This is a genomic window from Nocardia colli, assembly GCF_008704205.1.
Taxonomy (GTDB): Bacteria; Actinomycetota; Actinomycetes; order Mycobacteriales; family Mycobacteriaceae; genus Nocardia; species Nocardia colli.
In genome coordinates this window covers 140360-155424 of sequence record NZ_VXLC01000012.1, presented here as the reverse complement: position 1 = coordinate 155424, position 15065 = coordinate 140360, and the positions used below count along the sequence as shown (strand labels likewise).

The following is a 15065-nucleotide window of genomic DNA, read 5'->3' as shown; positions in this document are numbered from 1 at the left end:
GCGGGGCAGCCGGTTATGATGCCCTCAGGTCATGAGTGCCAGCGCGAAGCCCCGGCTTGCTGGACGGCAACCCTCCAGCAGCGGTGGGGTGCTCCGGGTGATGACCGGGCTCTCGAAGGTCGAGAGCAAGCGCGCTTTCAGGAGGTTCCCGAAATGTGTTGTTGTACTTCGCCCAAATCCCGATAACCCCCGTAGTTCTGGCGAACAACCCTTTTCATTGGAGCAAAGCTCATGAGTGATTCCACCGTGTCCGCGGCCGACGTCGATCCCACCGCGCAGTGGTCCTTCGAGACCAAGCAGGTGCACGCGGGCCAGGCCCCCGACAGCACCACCGGCGCCCGGGCCCTGCCCATCTACCAGACCACCTCGTACGCCTTCCGCGACACCGATCACGCCGCGGCGCTGTTCGGGCTCGCCGAGCCGGGCAACATCTACACCCGGATCATGAACCCGACCCAGGACGTGGTCGAGCAGCGCGTCGCCGCGCTCGAGGGCGGTGTCGCGGCCCTGCTGCTGGCCTCCGGCCAGGCCGCGGAGACCTTCGCGATCCTGAACCTGGCGTCCTCGGGCGACCACATCGTGTCCAGCCCGCACCTCTACGGCGGCACCTACAACCTCTTCCACTACTCGCTGCCCAAGCTCGGCATCGAGGTGTCCTTCGTCGACGATCCCGACGACCTGGACCAGTGGCGGGCCGCGATCCGCCCGAACACCAAGGCGTTCTACGGCGAGACCATCGCCAACCCGAGCAGCGCCATCTTCGACATCCCCGGCATCTCCGCTATCGCCCACGAGGCCGGGCTGCCGCTCATCGTGGACAACACGGTGGCCACCCCGTACCTGATCCAGCCGCTGGCGCACGGCGCGGACATCGTCGTGCACTCGGCGACCAAGTACCTCGGCGGGCACGGCTCGGCGGTGGCCGGCGTGATCGTCGACGGCGGCAACTTCGACTGGACGGTGACCGACGCGCAGGGCCAGCCGCGCTTCCCCGGTTTCACCACCCCGGACCCGAGCTACCACGGTGCGGTGTTCGCCGATCTCGGCGCGCCCGCGTTCGCGCTCAAGGCGCGCGTGCAGTTGCTGCGCGACCTCGGTTCGGCGATCTCGCCGTTCAACGCGTTCCTGATCAGCCAGGGCATCGAGACGCTCAGCCTGCGGGTCGAGCGGCACGTGGCCAACGCCAAGGCGGTCGCCGAATTCCTGACCCAGCAGCCCGACGTCACCAAGGTGATCTACGCCGGTCTGCCGGACTCGCCGTGGTACGAGCGCGCGCAGCAGCTGGCGCCGAAGGGGCCCGGCGCGATCGTCGCCTTCGAGCTGCGCGGTGGTGTCGATGCGGGCAAGAAGTTCGTGGACGGATTAGCCCTGCACAGCCATGTGGCTAACATCGGAGATGTGCGCTCTCTCGTGATTCACCCCGCGTCGACCACACACTCGCAGCTGACACCCGAAGAGCAACTGCTCGCCGGCGTCACCCCGGGTCTGGTCCGTCTGGCGGTGGGCATCGAGGGAATCGAGGACATCCTGAGCGACCTGCGTGCCGGTTTCGCGGCGGCGGCGACGTGACCTTGAGTACCGAACCGAGTTTCGCCCGTTCGTCCGGGGTGGCCCTGCCACCCCCGGACGGGCGGCTCGGCATCATCGCCATCGGGGACGTCAAGCTGGAGAGCGGCGCGGTCATCCCGCAGGTGCACCTCGCGGTGCAGCGCTGGGGCGAGCTCTCCCCCACGCTGGACAACGTGGTGCTGGTCGAGCACGCGCTGACCGGTGACTCGCACGTGGTCGGCCACCCCGACGACATCCACCCGCTGCCCGGCTGGTGGGACGGGATGGTCGGACCGGGCTGTCCGCTCGACACCGACGAGTGGTGTGTGATCGCGACGAACGTGCTCGGCGGCTGCCAGGGCAGCACCGGGCCGTCGACCCTGGCGCCGGACGGAAAGCCCTGGGGCGCACGGTTTCCGGAGATCTCCATCCGGGACCAGGTGGCGGCCGAGGCGGCGCTGATGGACCGGCTCGGCATCGAGCGGCTGGCCGCCGTGGTCGGCGGGTCGATGGGCGGCATGCGGGTGCTGGAGTGGATGGTCGGCGCGCCGGACCGGGTCGGCTCCGCGCTGGTGCTGGCCGTCGGCGCGCGCGCCACCGCCGATCAGATCGGCACCCAGACCACCCAGATCGCCGCGATCAAGGCCGATCCGGACTGGCAGGGCGGCGATTATCACGACACCGACCGCGCGCCGATGACCGGCATGGGCATCGCCCGGCGCATCGCGCACCTGACCTATCGCACCGAGGACGAGCTGGATCACCGGTTCGAGAACGGCGCGCAGGGCGCCGAGGATCCGTGGCGCGGCGGCCGGTACGCGGTGCAGAGCTACCTGGATCATCAGGCCGACAAGCTGTGCGGGCGGTTCGATCCCGGCACCTACGTGCTGCTGACCGAGGCGATGAACCGGCACGACATCGGGCGTGGCCGCGGCGGAGTGCGGGCGGCGCTGGCCGCTACGCCGGTGCCGTGCGTGGTCGGCGGGGTCGACTCGGATCGGCTGTATCCGCTGCGCACGCAGCAGGAACTGGCCGAGGGGCTGCCGGGGTGCGACGGGCTCGAGGTCGTGCACTCGCGGGACGGACACGACGGGTTCCTCACCGAAGCCGCGGCTGTGTCCAAACTGCTGACCGAGACCATGCGGCTGGCTCAGCAGAGCCGTCAACCCACCAGCTGAACCCACCTCGGACGCAACAGCTTTCCCCGCGCAGAGGTTCAAGTGCCGCGCACCGATTGTCGCGCAGCGCCCAAAACCACTGGCGATTCCACTCGCGGCGAGCGAATTGACGCGCGGCGTGCGGTAGCTACCTGCCGCGCAACATTTCGGCTGCTGCGCATCGATTCGCGAGTTGCGTCCAAAACTGCTGGCGATCATGTGCGCGGCGTGCGAATTGGTGCGCGTGATCAGTCGGCGGGCGGGGCGCCGACCAGTAGGCCGACGATGGCGTGGACGAAGCCCTGGAGGCGTTCGCGGGGGTATTCGTCGGGCTCGCTGACCGCCAGCCGGCCGAGCATCTCGGCGACCTGGAGCAGCGAGTTGGTGAGCAGCGCGGAATCCACTCCGGCCCATCGGGGTTCGAGCGCGGTGCCGATCCGGACCAGCGCTTCGGCCTGATCGAAGATGCCCGCGCGCGAATGGCGCAGTGCCTCCCGGTATTCGTCGGGGGCGTTGCCCGGTCCGGCGAGGATCAGTCGCCAGCGGGTCGGATTCTCCAGTGCCACACCGACGAACGCCTCGACCGTGGCCGAGGCGGCGACCACCGGGTCGGCGCCCATCAGGTCGGTCGGCAGGGTATCGGCGACCTGCTCGAGGCCGCGCTCGCGCTCGCGTTCCAGCAGCGCCGCAACAAGTTCCGCGCGGGTCTTGAACACGGTGTAGAGCACCGGCTTGCCGACGCCCGCCTCCTGGGCGACCGCCTCCATGCTCAGCTCGTGCAGCTCCACCCGGCTCAGCACCGTGAACGCGGCGTCGAGCAGCTGGGCCCGGCGCTGCTCCGGCGGCAGGCGTGGCGCATAGCGCCGGCGCGGCCGGTCCGCCGCGGTGCGCGATGTGGTCACTGCCGTTGCACCTCCATCGGTCCATCCTGACAGCATCCGGGCTCGAACCCGAATCCTTCCGGACACAAATGCTACGCAACCGTTGTATTCATTGCAGGCAATTGCTACGGTTGCGTTGTATTCACCCCCGGTGCCGGGGCGATCACCGCAAAGGAGCACGTGATGCACTTCGATCCGACCACCCTGCGCCGGGACGACTACGGGTTCTTCGGCCCCGGTTCGCCCAGCTGGAAGGTCTGGACCGCGCCGACCGCGGTCATCGGCTTCCAGCGCGCCGTCGTACTCGAGCACTTCGACCCGTTCCTCACCGCGGCCGTGGCCGACTCGCGCGGCATCTACAGCGACCCGCGCAAGCGCCTCGACCACACCTTCTCCTACTTCCTGATCGCCGCGATCGCCGACGGCCGCACCGCCATCCAGGCCGCCGAGCACCTGATGCAGATCCACGCGCCGATGACCGGCATCGAACCGATCAGCGGGAACCGCTACAGCGCGAACAGCCCGGACACCCAGCTGTGGATCCACATCACCGGCTGGCATTCGGTGCTCAAGGCCTACGAGATGTTCGGTCCCGGGCTCACGCCGGAAGAGGAAACCCAGTTCTGGCAGGAGTGTGCGGTCGCGGCAGAGTTGCAGACCTGCAAGCCCGAAGACGTGCCGCGCTCACGCGAAGAGGTACGCGCGTACTACGAGCGGGTGCGGCCGCGGCTGTGCACGTCCGAGCGGGCGGAGGAGGGCATGCACCATCTGCTGTGGACCTCGCCGCGCAACGGTGCGGGCCTCTCGTATTTCGTTGGCAGCAGGCTGCTTTCGCTCGCCTCGGTGGCGACGCTGCCGAAGTGGATGCGCAAGCTCGGCCGGTTCGATCGCTGGGGCATCGTCGACCTCGCGGTTCGGCTGCCCGCCAAGGTGCTGGTCTGGGGATTCAGCCGGTTCAACTCGTTCGGGCTGCTGGTCGCCGCGCCGTTCATCGCGCCGATGGCGGGGCAGATCCTGAAGGAGCACATCAACGCGGAGCCGCCGGCCCGGCTGGAGACGGTCAGCCCGAGCGAGGCACGCGCGTTGTACGGCAGTCGATCCGGACGCGCGGCCCTGGTCGCCGAGCCGGCCTGAGTTTCGGGATTCGCCCGCCGCGTCGAGGGGTTCGGCGGGCGGTTCACCGAATTGGTTTACGCCACAGCGGATTTTACGGAAGGTCAGCGATTTCCGGCGGCCGCGCGACGGGCCTGTTCGATCAGGTTGATGTTGGTTTCGATCCACTCGCGCAGGGCCGCGATGGGCGTACGCAGGCTGTGACCGAGTTCGGTCAGCTCGTAGTCGACGCGCGGCGGCACGGTGGGGTGCACTGTGCGCGTGAGGAATCCGTCCGCCTCCAGCTCGCGGAGGGTCTGCGTCAGCATCTTCTGCGAGATGCCATCGATGCGCTTGTGCAGATCGGTGTAGCGCATGGTGCCCGCGGCCAGGGCGTCGACGATGAGCACCGTCCACTTGCCCGCGATGTGGTCGAGCACCTGGCGGGTGGGGCATTTGGCCGAGTAGATGTCGGCGGGCAGGTCGGTGCCCTCGATGAGCGTGCGCACCAGACACTTTCGGTTCCCGCCGCGATCCGTGCCCGCCGGACCACCCGCCACTTCCAGCCCGCACCCATCGCACCGGAACTGATCGATGAACTGCTCGACCTGGCGGTGCAGGCGCCGAGCGCGTGGAACATGCAGGACCGCTCGATCGTCGTGGTCACCAGCGAGTCCGGGCGGCAGGCGCTGTCGAAGGCCGCGTTCGGTCAGCCGCAGCCTCTGGAAGCGCCCGTCGTCCTGGTCTTCGTCGCCGATCCCACGGCCTGGCAGGACAGCAATGCCGACATCGCCGAGCTGGCCGCAACGGCGCGTGGAACGCGGAGTTCACCGCGATGTTCAACTCCCGCAACGAGTTCCAATCGCTGCGGGAACGCGGGCTGCTCCGGGAGAACGCGGTCAAGAACGCGATGATCGCGGCCACCTACGTCATGCTCGCCGCCACCAGCCTCGGCCTGTCCTCGGCTCCGATGAACGGCTGGGACCCCGACTTGGTCAAGCAGGCCGTCGGCATCGGCGACCGCGACGACCTGGCCATCGCCGTCCTGGTCGCCGTCGGCTACAGCGATACCACCCCGCCGCACCCCGGCCGCCGCCCCCGCGGACAGTCGGTCTTCACCGAGCAGTACGCCGCGTCCCGCTGAACCCCTTGCGCGTCAACGGCTCCCGCCGCACACCTCTTGATTTCCCGCACACGGAATCGCATGCGATTCGGTGTGCGGGAAGTCGGAAGGTGTGCGGCTAACCGACGCCTAGGGTGTTGATGGTCGCGGCGATGAAGACGATGGCGGAGCCGAGCAGCGTCAGCGCGCCGACGTCGAAGGGTTTGCTGCGGACGGCGAGGAGGCCGACCCGGGCGGTCGGTAGGCACAGGCGGAATGCCGCGGCCAGCAAGGTCGCTCCGCCGAAGAACAGCGCGCCGCGACGCCACCGGTCCTGGGCCACGAACACGATCGCCACCGCGATGACCAGCGTCACGACCACCATCGGCAGGTGGCTGCGCAGGAACTGGGAGCCCAGGTTGCTGCCTGCCCGCTGGTCCGCGGTGGACGTGTCGGCTTCGGTCACCCCCCGATTCTTACAGACTCCCCCCACTACGCGCCCCCGACGGGCTCACTCGGCGACCGCGACGCCCTCGATCTCGATCAGGTGCTCCGGGGTGAACAGGGCGGCCACGCCGACCAGGGTGACGGTAGGCCGACGCGGCCGCGGGACGCGCGCCTGATTGACTGTCTGCCGTGTTCCGACTGATGTTTCATGAGCCCGCGATCCCCGGGAATACCGGTAATGCGATTCGGCTGGTCGCGGGGACGGGGTGTGAGCTGCACCTGGTCGAGCCGTTGGGGTTCGATCTCTCGGAGGCGAAGCTGCGGCGGGCCGGGTTGGATTACCACGATCTGGCGTCGGTGACGGTGCACAAGGATCTCGCGGCGGCGTGGGCGGCGATTCAGCCGGAGCGGGTGTTCGCGTTCACGACGCAGGCGAAGACGAGCTACGCGGAGGTGGAGTACCGCGAGGGTGACGTGCTGCTGTTCGGCACCGAGCCGACCGGGCTGCCCGCGGCGGTGCTCGAGGATCCGCACGTCACCGATCAGCTGCGCATTCCTATGCTGCCGGGCCGGCGTTCGATGAACCTGTCGAACGCCGCGGCGGTCGCGACCTACGAGGCCTGGCGGCAGGTCGGCTTCCCCGGCGGCGTGTGAGAAGGCCTGCCGCGCAGCCGGTTCAGCGATCGACGAGCGGGCCCTTACGGCTGTTCGGTTTTATGATCGCCCGGACCGTTTCCGGCACTCTGCTCTCCTGTCGCCGCGCTGCCCGCCGGTGTCGTAACCGGTGCGGCCCCTGCGCTTTCCGCGGGAGCGGGCCGCGGACCCGCCGGTGCCGATTCTGCCCGGCCGCGCTTGCCGCGCCGCAGCACCGCGCGCACGACGCCCCAGATCACGGCGGCCAGCACCACCAGGAAGCCGAGCCACGGCAACGCCTTACCGGTGAACACGACCGCGTCCTTCAGCCAATCCACCAGCGAGTTCCAGCCGGTGACGATGCCCTCCCAGAAGTTGTCGGCGCGATCCTCCTGGGCCTTCGTGGTCGCGGTGGTGATGTCGATATTGAGTGTGGACAGCGAGACCTCGTCGTCGAGGTGCTTCTTCTGCGCGGTCAGGCTGTCGAGTTCGCCCTGCCGGCTGGACAGCGCCTGTTCGGCGTTGAGCAGGTCGGCGGTGTTGGTCGCGCCGGCGATGAGCCCGCGCAGCCGGTCGACGGAGGCCTGCAGCGCCTTGATCCTGGCGTCCAGGTCTTCCCACTGCATGGTCACGTCGTCGCGGTTGGTGTGCACCCGGGTGATCCGGCCGAGGCCGCCGAGCCCGTCGATGAACGCGTCGGTCTTGTCCGCGGGCACCCGGACGGTGAGTGTGGCGCTGGGATCGTTGTCGTCGGTGCCGGGCTGTTCGGTCCGGCTGTCCACCCGGCCACCGGCCTCGCGCACCCGGTCGGCGATCCGGCCCGCCGCGTCGATCGGCTTGTCCGCCGTCATCTCGACGCTGCCGGTGACGACTTCCTTACGCGTGGTGACGGTTTCACCGCTGCCGGAGTTGTTGTCCTTGCGCGCCGGACCTTGATCACGCAACCCCGGTGGCGTCGCCGCGGGGGCGGGCTCCACGGTGGCGTAGGTTTCGAGCCGTCCCGGTGGCGGCGGGACCCGCTTGGCATTGTCGTTGTTGCTGCCACAGCCGACGAGCAACGTCAGACCGAGCAGACCGATGCACAGCACAGCAAGCTTCCGCATATTTCGCACAGTAGCCGCTTCAACTGCGCGAACAGCCCGACATAACCGTTCTCTAGAAGGCTTCTAACACTTCTCTAAAAGTGTGGGCGGCCAGGTCATTCGCGGAGCCGGAGTTTGATCTTCCGGATCCGGGCGGCCAGCGGCGGATGCGTCCCGTAGAGGCTGACCCGCAAGGCGACCAGCGGGGGTAGCGGCTGCTCGCCCCAGCGGCGCAGGGCGGCGGCCAGCGCACGGCCGTAACCGAGATCGACCGAGACCCGGTCGGCGGCGAATTCGTCCCGCCGCTGCTGCGCGCTCCTGGTCAGCGGCTCCACGACCAGCAGGACAACGATCCCGAGCGCGGCGGCGAGCCCCACGATCGGCGTCAGCACGATGGCCACGACGGGCAGCAACCCGACCGCCACGACCAACCGGACGTACGGTGCGAGCGGACCGAAGAGGCCGGCTATCCGCCCGGCCTTGCGGCACAACGCCCACATGACGCGGCCGGGCAGCGCAAGCCAGGTGTCGAACAAGCGCACCCGGGGGTCGACGTTGATGTGGTGTCCGAGTTCGTGCGCGAGAACCGCTTCGAGGTGCCGGGGTTTGAGCCCGGCGAGCGCCGAACTCGTCACCGCGACAATGCGACTCGGCACGGCGTAGGCATTCGGGTCGTCGGATTGCTCCACCCACAGCGAGTACGGCCACCCGTCCACTCCGGGCGCGCTGGTGACCTTCGCCCAGGCGGCGGCCAGGCGTTCGTCTTCGGGCGGGATCGGGCGCCGGAACTCGAAGGTCTTGGCGAATCGTTCGCGGTTGGGGGTGAACCAGGCCAGGTCGAAGAGCATGATCCCGAAGAACACCCAGAGCACCGTGACGGTGATCGCCAGCCAGATTCCGGCCCACGCGCCGAGGGTGAGAACGATTGCGGCACTGAGCAATACCGTGGGCAACGCCAGCACCAGCGTCAACCCCACCGCCAGGTAGTCGGTCGAGCGGGTGGTGGCGCGCTGTGGCGAATCGTCGGTTGACGGCGCAGGCATGGCAGCTCCCCGATGTGTCGAACGGGCCCGCGCTGGGCAGAACCCCTGATCGTACGACGACAACGATCCGGTGGAAACCGAGTTGTTCGGCGGCTCAGCGGAAGTCGCGCGACTTCGAATCGACGCGCAGATCCATCCGTTGCAGGTGTTCGGCGACGACACTGACCGCCCCCTCCGCGTTCTGCACGCGACCGCGGATGAGCAGGGCGGGAGCGCTCTGTGCGAGGCGGCGGAAGCGCGCCCACAGGCCGACCGAGCAGACGACGTTCACCATGCCGGTCTCGTCCTCCAGATTGATGAAGGTGACGCCAGCGGCCGTGGCCGGGCGCTGGCGGTGCGTCACCGCGCCGCCCACCAGAACTCGCGACCCGTCGCGCACGGCGAGCAGCCCGGCGGCCGGAATCACGCCGAGCGCGTCGAGCCGCGGGCGCAGGAATTCGGTGGGATAGCTGCCCGGGGAGACGCCGGTCGCCCAGACGTCGGCGGCGGCCAGCTCGAGGTCGCTCATGCCGGGCAGCACGGGGGCGGTGGTGGCGGCGCCGGTGCCGGGCAATCGATCCGGGCGTTCGCCCGCGGCGGCGCCGGCCGCCCACAGCGCTTCGCGGCGGGTGTTGCCCAGACCGCCGAGCGCGCCCGCGGTGGCGAGCGATTCCGCTTGGACGACGGTGAGTTCCACGCGTCCGGTCAGGTCGAGGAAGGAGGTGTACGGGCCCTGATCCCGTGCGGCGATGATCTTTTCGGCGAGGTCGGCGCCGATGTGCCGGATAGCAGCCAGGCCGAGGCGCACCTGGGTGCCCGCGTGCTCGAGGGTGGGTTCGGCGCGGCTGGCGTTGATGTCGGGGCCGTGCACCAGGACTCCGTGCCTGCGCGCGTCGGCGACCAGCGATTGCGGGGAGTAGAAGCCCATCGGTTGCGCGCGCAGCAGACCGGCGCAGAAGGCCGCGGGATGATGCAGCTTGAACCACGACGAGTAGAACACGATCGAGGCGAAGCTCTGCGAATGGCTTTCCGGGAAGCCGAAATTCGCGAAGGCGTAGAGCTTCTCGTAGATGCGGTCGGCGATCTCGCCGGTGATGCCGTGCAGGTCGCGCATGCCTTGGTAGAGGCGTTCTTTCAGCCCCTCCATGCGTTCCGGGGAACGTTTGGAGCCCATCGCGCGGCGCAGCAGATCGGCCTCGGCGGCGCTGAAACCGGCGATGTCGACGGCCATCTGCATGAGCTGCTCCTGGAACAGCGGAACGCCGAGCGTGCGGGACAGCGAATTCTCCAGCGCCGGATGGTCGTAGGCCACCTCCTCGGTGCCGTTGCGCCGCCGGATGTAGGGGTGCACCGAACCGCCCTGGATCGGACCGGGCCGGATCAGCGCCACCTCCACCACCAGGTCGTAGAACTCGCGCGGCTTCAGCCGGGGCAGCGTGGCCATCTGCGCCCGCGACTCCACCTGGAAGACGCCCACCGAGTCGGCACGGCAGAGCATGTCGTAGACGGCGGCTTCGCGCAGGTCGAGCTTGTGCAGCTCGACGATCTCGCCGGTGTGCTCGCGCACCAGGTCGATCATGTAGTGCAGCGCGGAGAGCATGCCGAGGCCGAGCAGGTCGAACTTCACCAGATCGATGGCGGCGCAATCGTCCTTGTCCCACTGCAATACGCTGCGGCCGGGCATGCGCGCCCATTCCACCGGGCAGACGTCGGCGATCGGGCGGTCGCAGATCACCATGCCGCCGGAGTGGATGCCGAGATGCCTTGGCAGTCCTTCGATTTCGGCGGCCAGCTCCAGCACCTCGGTGGGGATGTCGGTGCCGGTCTCGCCGCCGACGCCGTTCCACCGGCTCACCTGCTTGCTCCACGCGTCCTGCTGGCCCGGCGAAAAGCCCAGTGCGCGTGCGGCATCGCGAACCGCCGACTTGCCGCGATAGGTGATCACGTTGGCGACCTGGGCGGCGTACGCGCGGCCGTACTTGGTGTAGACGTGCTGGATGGCCTCCTCGCGGCGGTCGGATTCGATGTCGATATCGATGTCGGGCGGGCCGTCGCGTTCCGGCGAGAGGAAGCGTTCGAACAGCAGGTTGTTGGTGACCGGGTCGACGTTGGTGATGCCGATCGCGTAGCAGACGGCCGAGTTGGCCGCCGAACCCCGGCCCTGGCAGAGGATGTCGTGCTCCTTGCAGAAGGTGATGATGTCGTGCACCACCAGGAAGTATCCGGGGAAGTCCAGCTTGTCGATCACCGCGAGTTCGTGCTCGATCTGCCGGTACGCCTGCGGGTTTCGCTCCGGCGGGCCGTAGCGGGCGGCGGCGCCGAGATAGGTGAGCTCGCGCAGCCAGGACTTCTCGTCGTGCCCGGCGGGTACCTCGAACGGCGGCAGGTTCGGCGCGATCAGCTTCAGGTCGAAGGCGCATTCGCGGGCGAGCGTGGCCGCGTTGCGTACCGCCTGCGGGCAGTCGGCGAACAGCCGCGCCATCTCCGCGCCGGAGCGCAGGTGCGCGCCGCCGGCCGGGGCCAGCCAGCCGGCGATCTCGTCCAGGCTCTGCCTGGCCCGGATCGCGGCGAGCGCCATGGCCCGGCGGCGCTGGCCCGGTGCGGCGAAATGTGCTCCGGTGGTGGCGATTACCGGCAGGCCGAGGCGATCGGCCAGGGCGATGAGGTAGGTGTTGCGCTCGTCGTCCTCCGGGATGCCGTGGTGGGTCAGCTCCACGCTCACCCGGTCGGCGCCGAAGCGTTCGGTCAGGTCGCGCAGCGCGGCCTCGGATCGCACGAGACGGGTACTGCCCGAATGCAAATCGTCCGCGAGTGCTTGCCGCAGATGCCCTTTCCGGCAGCCGGTCAGGATCTGCCACTGTCCCTCGGCGGCCGCGGTGAGCACGTCGAGGTCGTAGCGCAGGATGCCCTTCTCCCCCGCCGCCATGTGGGCGGCCGCGATCTCCCGCGACAGCCGGCGATAGCCCTCTTGCCCGCGGGCCAGCACCAGCAGGTGCGGTCCGGCGGGATCGGGAGATCCGGTGCGCGGCATGGAATCCGGTGCGCCCGTGAGCCCGGTTCCCAGCGACAGCTCGGACCCGAAGACCGTCGGCATGCCCAGCTCCCTGGCCGCTTCCGCGAAGCGCACGGTTCCGTAGAAGCCGTCGTGATCGGTGAGCGCGATCGCCTCCAGGCCGAGCCGTACGGCCTCCTCCACCAGTTCCTCGGGCTGGCTCGCGCCGTCGAGGAAGCTGTAGGCCGAGTGCGCGTGCAGTTCCGCGTACGGCACCGTCGGCTCGCCTGCGGGCGGGGCGGGCTCGGCCAGGTAGTCCCCGCGTTTGCGGGACCAAGCCGGGCTGTCGCCGCCGTCGCCGGGGTACATGGCTTCGGGGTTGGTCCGGCCGGGGCGGCCGGACAGCACCCGCTCCAGTTCCGACCAGGTAGGCGGCCCGTTGCTCCAGCCCACCGCGGCTCACCTCCTCCGGACGGGTCAGTTGGTCGGTAGCGGTGCCGTGGAGCCCTCGGCGAGCGCCGTGTCGACCTGGTCGAGCCCGGCGCGGATCAGGGCGCCGTAGGCGTCGTTGGCGAGCACGTCGAGGTGGCCGCGGGCGATGGCCAGCTGCATGCGGGCGGCCTCGAAATCGCCGACTCGGCGGTGGCTGTCGGCCAGGTTGAGATACAGCGACGGCAGGAAGCTGCGCAGGCCCTCGTCCAGCGGGATGCCGGGGCCGAACACCGCGGCGAGCGCCCGGCGATCCCAGAGCAGCGCGGCGGCCGGGGTGTCCTGTAGGTCGGCGAGGTGATGCGCAATCACGCAGCGGTGCAAGGGATCACCGCCCTCACCGATCTCGTCCCACAACTTCTCCAGCGCCTGTCGCGCCGCCGCTTGGTCCCCGCCACCGAGCCGCACCGCGGCAAAGATTTCCGCCATCCGATCGTCCGCCATGCGCAGAGTATCGCACATATGTTCGATGGATTTCGAGAGGTTGTTCGACCCGTGTTCACCACCTCGACCCCAGCCCCGAAAAGTGACGCGTTCCACTTGGCGAGTAAACTTACTTCGGAGTAAGTTCATGCCCACCAAACCTGCAAAGGAGCACGATGAGTGAAGCATCGCGCAGCGATTCGATGAGGGGCGGTGGCCGGGCGACGGGCGGGCGTGCAGCATCCGCTGATGCCGGCCTGCCCGAGAACCGGCGCGGCCGGCGCAACCGGGACATCGCCGGGCGGCATGTCCTGATCACCGGCGCTTCCTCCGGCATCGGCAAGGCGGCGGCGATCGCCGTCGCGGGCAAGGGCGCCACCGTGTTCCTGCTCGCGCGCCGCGCCGAGGAACTCGCGTCCGTGGTCGAGGAGATCAAGGCGGCGGGTGGCAGCGCATACGGATACCAGTGTGACGTCACCGATTCCGACTCGGTCGACCACGCGGTGAAGACCATCCTGGACGAGCACGGCCACGTCGACATGCTGGTGAACAACGCGGGCCGGTCCATCCGCCGCGCCATCCACCGCTCCACCGACCGGCTGCACGACTTCGAACGCACCATGGCGGTCAACTACTTCGGCGCGCTGCGCATGACGCTGGCCCTGCTGCCGCAGATGCGGGAACGCAAGTTCGGCCACATCGTCAACATCAGCAGCGCGGGCGTGCAGGTGGCGACCCCGCGCTTCGCCGCGTACCTGGCCAGCAAGGCGGCCCTGGACAAGTTCGCCGAGGTGGCCTCGGTCGAGACCATGGCCGACGGCGTCACCTTCACCACCATCCACATGCCGCTGGTGCGCACCCCGATGATCACCCCCAGCGGCGATCAGGGCCAGCCCGCCGAATCCCCCGAGTGGGCGGCCGCGACGATCGTGCGCGCCCTGACCGAACGCCCCAAGCGCATCGACGTGCCGATCGGCACCTTCGCCGAATACGGCGCCCTGCTCACCCCCAAGTTCCGCGACCGCATCCTGCACCGCTACTACCGCGCCCTCCCGGACTCCCCCGCCGCCAAGGGCGAACTGGTGGAAGAACCCGAAGACACGGAACCCGCTGTGCCCGAACGCGAACCACGCCCCCGCTCGGCCGCCCGCCGAGTCACCGGCACCGCCCTCCGCCGCGCCGCCCGCTGGGTCCCCGGAACCCACTGGTAAAGCACGGCAAACGGATTCAGCCACGCCACTGACCTATCCGAGTGGCGATGCGTTCCGTGGTCTTTCAGTCTGCGGGTAGCTGCTCGACGGTGTCGACGGCGAGGGCGGTTACGGGTTTGGGGGCGGCGTTGCAACTGGCCTGGCGGGGTGGGAAGGCGATGGTGTGGGCGGTTACTCGCCAGCGGCGGCCGTCGCGGTGGGTGACGAGGGCGGCGGCGGGCGAGGCGGGGTCGGCCGGAGCCACCGAGTCAGGGGTGACGGTGAGATCGTCGGTAGTGGCGGAGATCTGTTCGCGCACAGCGATTTCTGCGAGTTGTTCGAGGGGTGCGTAGCAGCTGCGGCCGCGTAGGCCGGACAGTGAGACCTCGCCTCGGCGGGCGGCTTCGACCATCTCCTCGGCGGTTGTGGCATCCAGTCGGCCGTAGGTCAGGCCGGAAGGCAGTAGGACCAGGGCGGGGGCGAAGCGGTGGCCGCCGGTGTGCGAGCACTCCCACACTTGGCCAGGATATTTCGTGGCCAGTTCGGCGGCGATGGGGCGGCCGAGCAGGGCGCAGCACTGGTCGCGTTTTCCGTGCGCGCATACCAGTACCAGCGGATCATGTACTGGCACACCGATTCCCGGTGGCGGGCCGTTCAGCAGGTGCAGGTCGAGGTCGAGCAGCTGGTTCAGGTCGGTGATCTCCAAGCGTTCGCACCAGGAGCCCTCGGGGCGCGAGCCGGCGAGCAGAACCGTTCGGGTGCCGGTGAATTCGTTGCGGCCGGGGCGGCGGATCAAGGTCGGGCGCACGTGTGCGGCGGCGGTGCGGGCGGCCAGCTCGGGCGTGAGTTCCGGGCCGAGCACCTCGTCGCCGATCACGTCGCGACCCCACGCGCCGGGGTGTTCGACGCACAACCAGCCGGTCACCCGGGTGGCGGTGCCGGGCAGCGGAACCTCCGCCGCGGCGGCCGAGCAGAGCATTCCCTCGAAGGCACCCGCGTGCGCGCTC

Annotated in this window: 15 protein-coding genes and 1 riboswitch; of the genes, 7 read left to right on the top strand and 8 right to left on the bottom strand. The window is 69.3% G+C overall.

Annotation, left to right across the window (positions count from 1 at the left end; translation table 11 throughout):
* Nucleotides 1-27: 27 nt before the first annotated feature.
* Nucleotides 28-138, top strand: a riboswitch (SAM riboswitch).
* A 93-nt stretch (nt 139-231) separates the two neighbouring features.
* Entirely contained in the window at nt 232-1569 is a 1338-nt protein-coding gene (locus F3087_RS23790) for a bifunctional o-acetylhomoserine/o-acetylserine sulfhydrylase (RefSeq protein ID WP_150404238.1), read from the top strand.
* A 38-nt stretch (nt 1570-1607) separates the two neighbouring features.
* Nucleotides 1608-2726: a homoserine O-acetyltransferase MetX gene (gene metX, locus F3087_RS23785; RefSeq protein ID WP_150404290.1), complete on the top strand. Its 1119-nt coding sequence runs from the start codon at nt 1608-1610 to the stop codon at nt 2724-2726.
* A 227-nt stretch (nt 2727-2953) separates the two neighbouring features.
* Here metX and F3087_RS23780 read toward each other — a convergent pair whose 3' ends face one another.
* Nucleotides 2954-3607, bottom strand: a complete 654-nt coding sequence (locus tag F3087_RS23780; RefSeq protein ID WP_150404237.1) for a TetR/AcrR family transcriptional regulator — start codon at nt 3605-3607, stop codon at nt 2954-2956.
* Between the two features lie 162 nt (nt 3608-3769).
* On the opposite strand from F3087_RS23780, the gene F3087_RS23775 reads away from it, so the two are divergent.
* Complete coding sequence (locus F3087_RS23775; RefSeq protein ID WP_150404236.1) at nt 3770-4720, top strand: oxygenase MpaB family protein; 951 nt, start codon at nt 3770-3772, stop codon at nt 4718-4720.
* Nucleotides 4721-4803: 83 nt separating this feature from the next.
* Here F3087_RS23775 and F3087_RS23770 read toward each other — a convergent pair whose 3' ends face one another.
* Nucleotides 4804-5187, bottom strand: coding sequence for a winged helix-turn-helix transcriptional regulator (locus F3087_RS23770; protein WP_150404235.1), 384 nt, complete (start codon nt 5185-5187; stop codon nt 4804-4806).
* Between F3087_RS23770 and F3087_RS47480 the strand changes: the two genes are divergently transcribed.
* Both F3087_RS47480 and F3087_RS47475 read left to right on the top strand, forming a co-directional pair.
* The gene (locus F3087_RS47480; RefSeq protein ID WP_396897581.1) at nt 5107-5592 is read left to right on the top strand and encodes a nitroreductase family protein; all 486 of its coding nucleotides are present in this window, start codon (nt 5107-5109) and stop codon (nt 5590-5592) included. The genes F3087_RS23770 and F3087_RS47480 overlap by 81 nt on opposite strands.
* Entirely contained in the window at nt 5514-5822 is a 309-nt protein-coding gene (locus tag F3087_RS47475; protein WP_396897580.1) for a nitroreductase family protein, read from the top strand. Before F3087_RS47480 ends, F3087_RS47475 begins: the two co-directional genes overlap by 79 nt.
* Nucleotides 5823-5919: 97 nt before the next feature.
* On the opposite strand, the gene F3087_RS23760 is transcribed toward F3087_RS47475, so the two are convergent.
* Complete coding sequence (locus F3087_RS23760; RefSeq protein ID WP_223885296.1) at nt 5920-6165, bottom strand: DUF3017 domain-containing protein; 246 nt, start codon at nt 6163-6165, stop codon at nt 5920-5922.
* Between the two features lie 251 nt (nt 6166-6416).
* Between F3087_RS23760 and F3087_RS23755 the strand changes: the two genes are divergently transcribed.
* Nucleotides 6417-6881, top strand: a complete 465-nt coding sequence (locus tag F3087_RS23755; protein WP_150404234.1) for a tRNA (cytidine(34)-2'-O)-methyltransferase — start codon at nt 6417-6419, stop codon at nt 6879-6881.
* 44 nt (nt 6882-6925) lie between these two features.
* On the opposite strand, the gene F3087_RS23750 is transcribed toward F3087_RS23755, so the two are convergent.
* The 4 genes from F3087_RS23750 to F3087_RS23735 form a co-directional block, all read right to left on the bottom strand.
* Nucleotides 6926-7963, bottom strand: a complete 1038-nt coding sequence (locus F3087_RS23750; RefSeq protein WP_150404233.1) for a DUF4349 domain-containing protein — start codon at nt 7961-7963, stop codon at nt 6926-6928.
* Nucleotides 7964-8058: 95 nt separating this feature from the next.
* Nucleotides 8059-8985, bottom strand: a complete 927-nt coding sequence (locus tag F3087_RS23745; RefSeq protein ID WP_150404232.1) for a M48 family metalloprotease — start codon at nt 8983-8985, stop codon at nt 8059-8061.
* A 94-nt stretch (nt 8986-9079) separates the two neighbouring features.
* Nucleotides 9080-12409, bottom strand: coding sequence for an error-prone DNA polymerase (locus F3087_RS23740; protein WP_150404231.1), 3330 nt, complete (start codon nt 12407-12409; stop codon nt 9080-9082).
* 24 nt (nt 12410-12433) lie between these two features.
* Complete coding sequence (locus F3087_RS23735; RefSeq protein ID WP_150404230.1) at nt 12434-12889, bottom strand: hypothetical protein; 456 nt, start codon at nt 12887-12889, stop codon at nt 12434-12436.
* A 155-nt stretch (nt 12890-13044) separates the two neighbouring features.
* On the opposite strand from F3087_RS23735, the gene F3087_RS23730 reads away from it, so the two are divergent.
* Entirely contained in the window at nt 13045-14079 is a 1035-nt protein-coding gene (locus tag F3087_RS23730) for an SDR family NAD(P)-dependent oxidoreductase (RefSeq protein WP_396897579.1), read from the top strand.
* 64 nt (nt 14080-14143) lie between these two features.
* On the opposite strand, the gene F3087_RS23725 is transcribed toward F3087_RS23730, so the two are convergent.
* A complete protein-coding gene (locus F3087_RS23725; protein WP_150404287.1) occupies nt 14144-15037 on the bottom strand; it encodes a sucrase ferredoxin in 894 nt (297 codons plus the stop codon).
* Between the last annotated feature and the right edge of the window lie 28 nt (nt 15038-15065).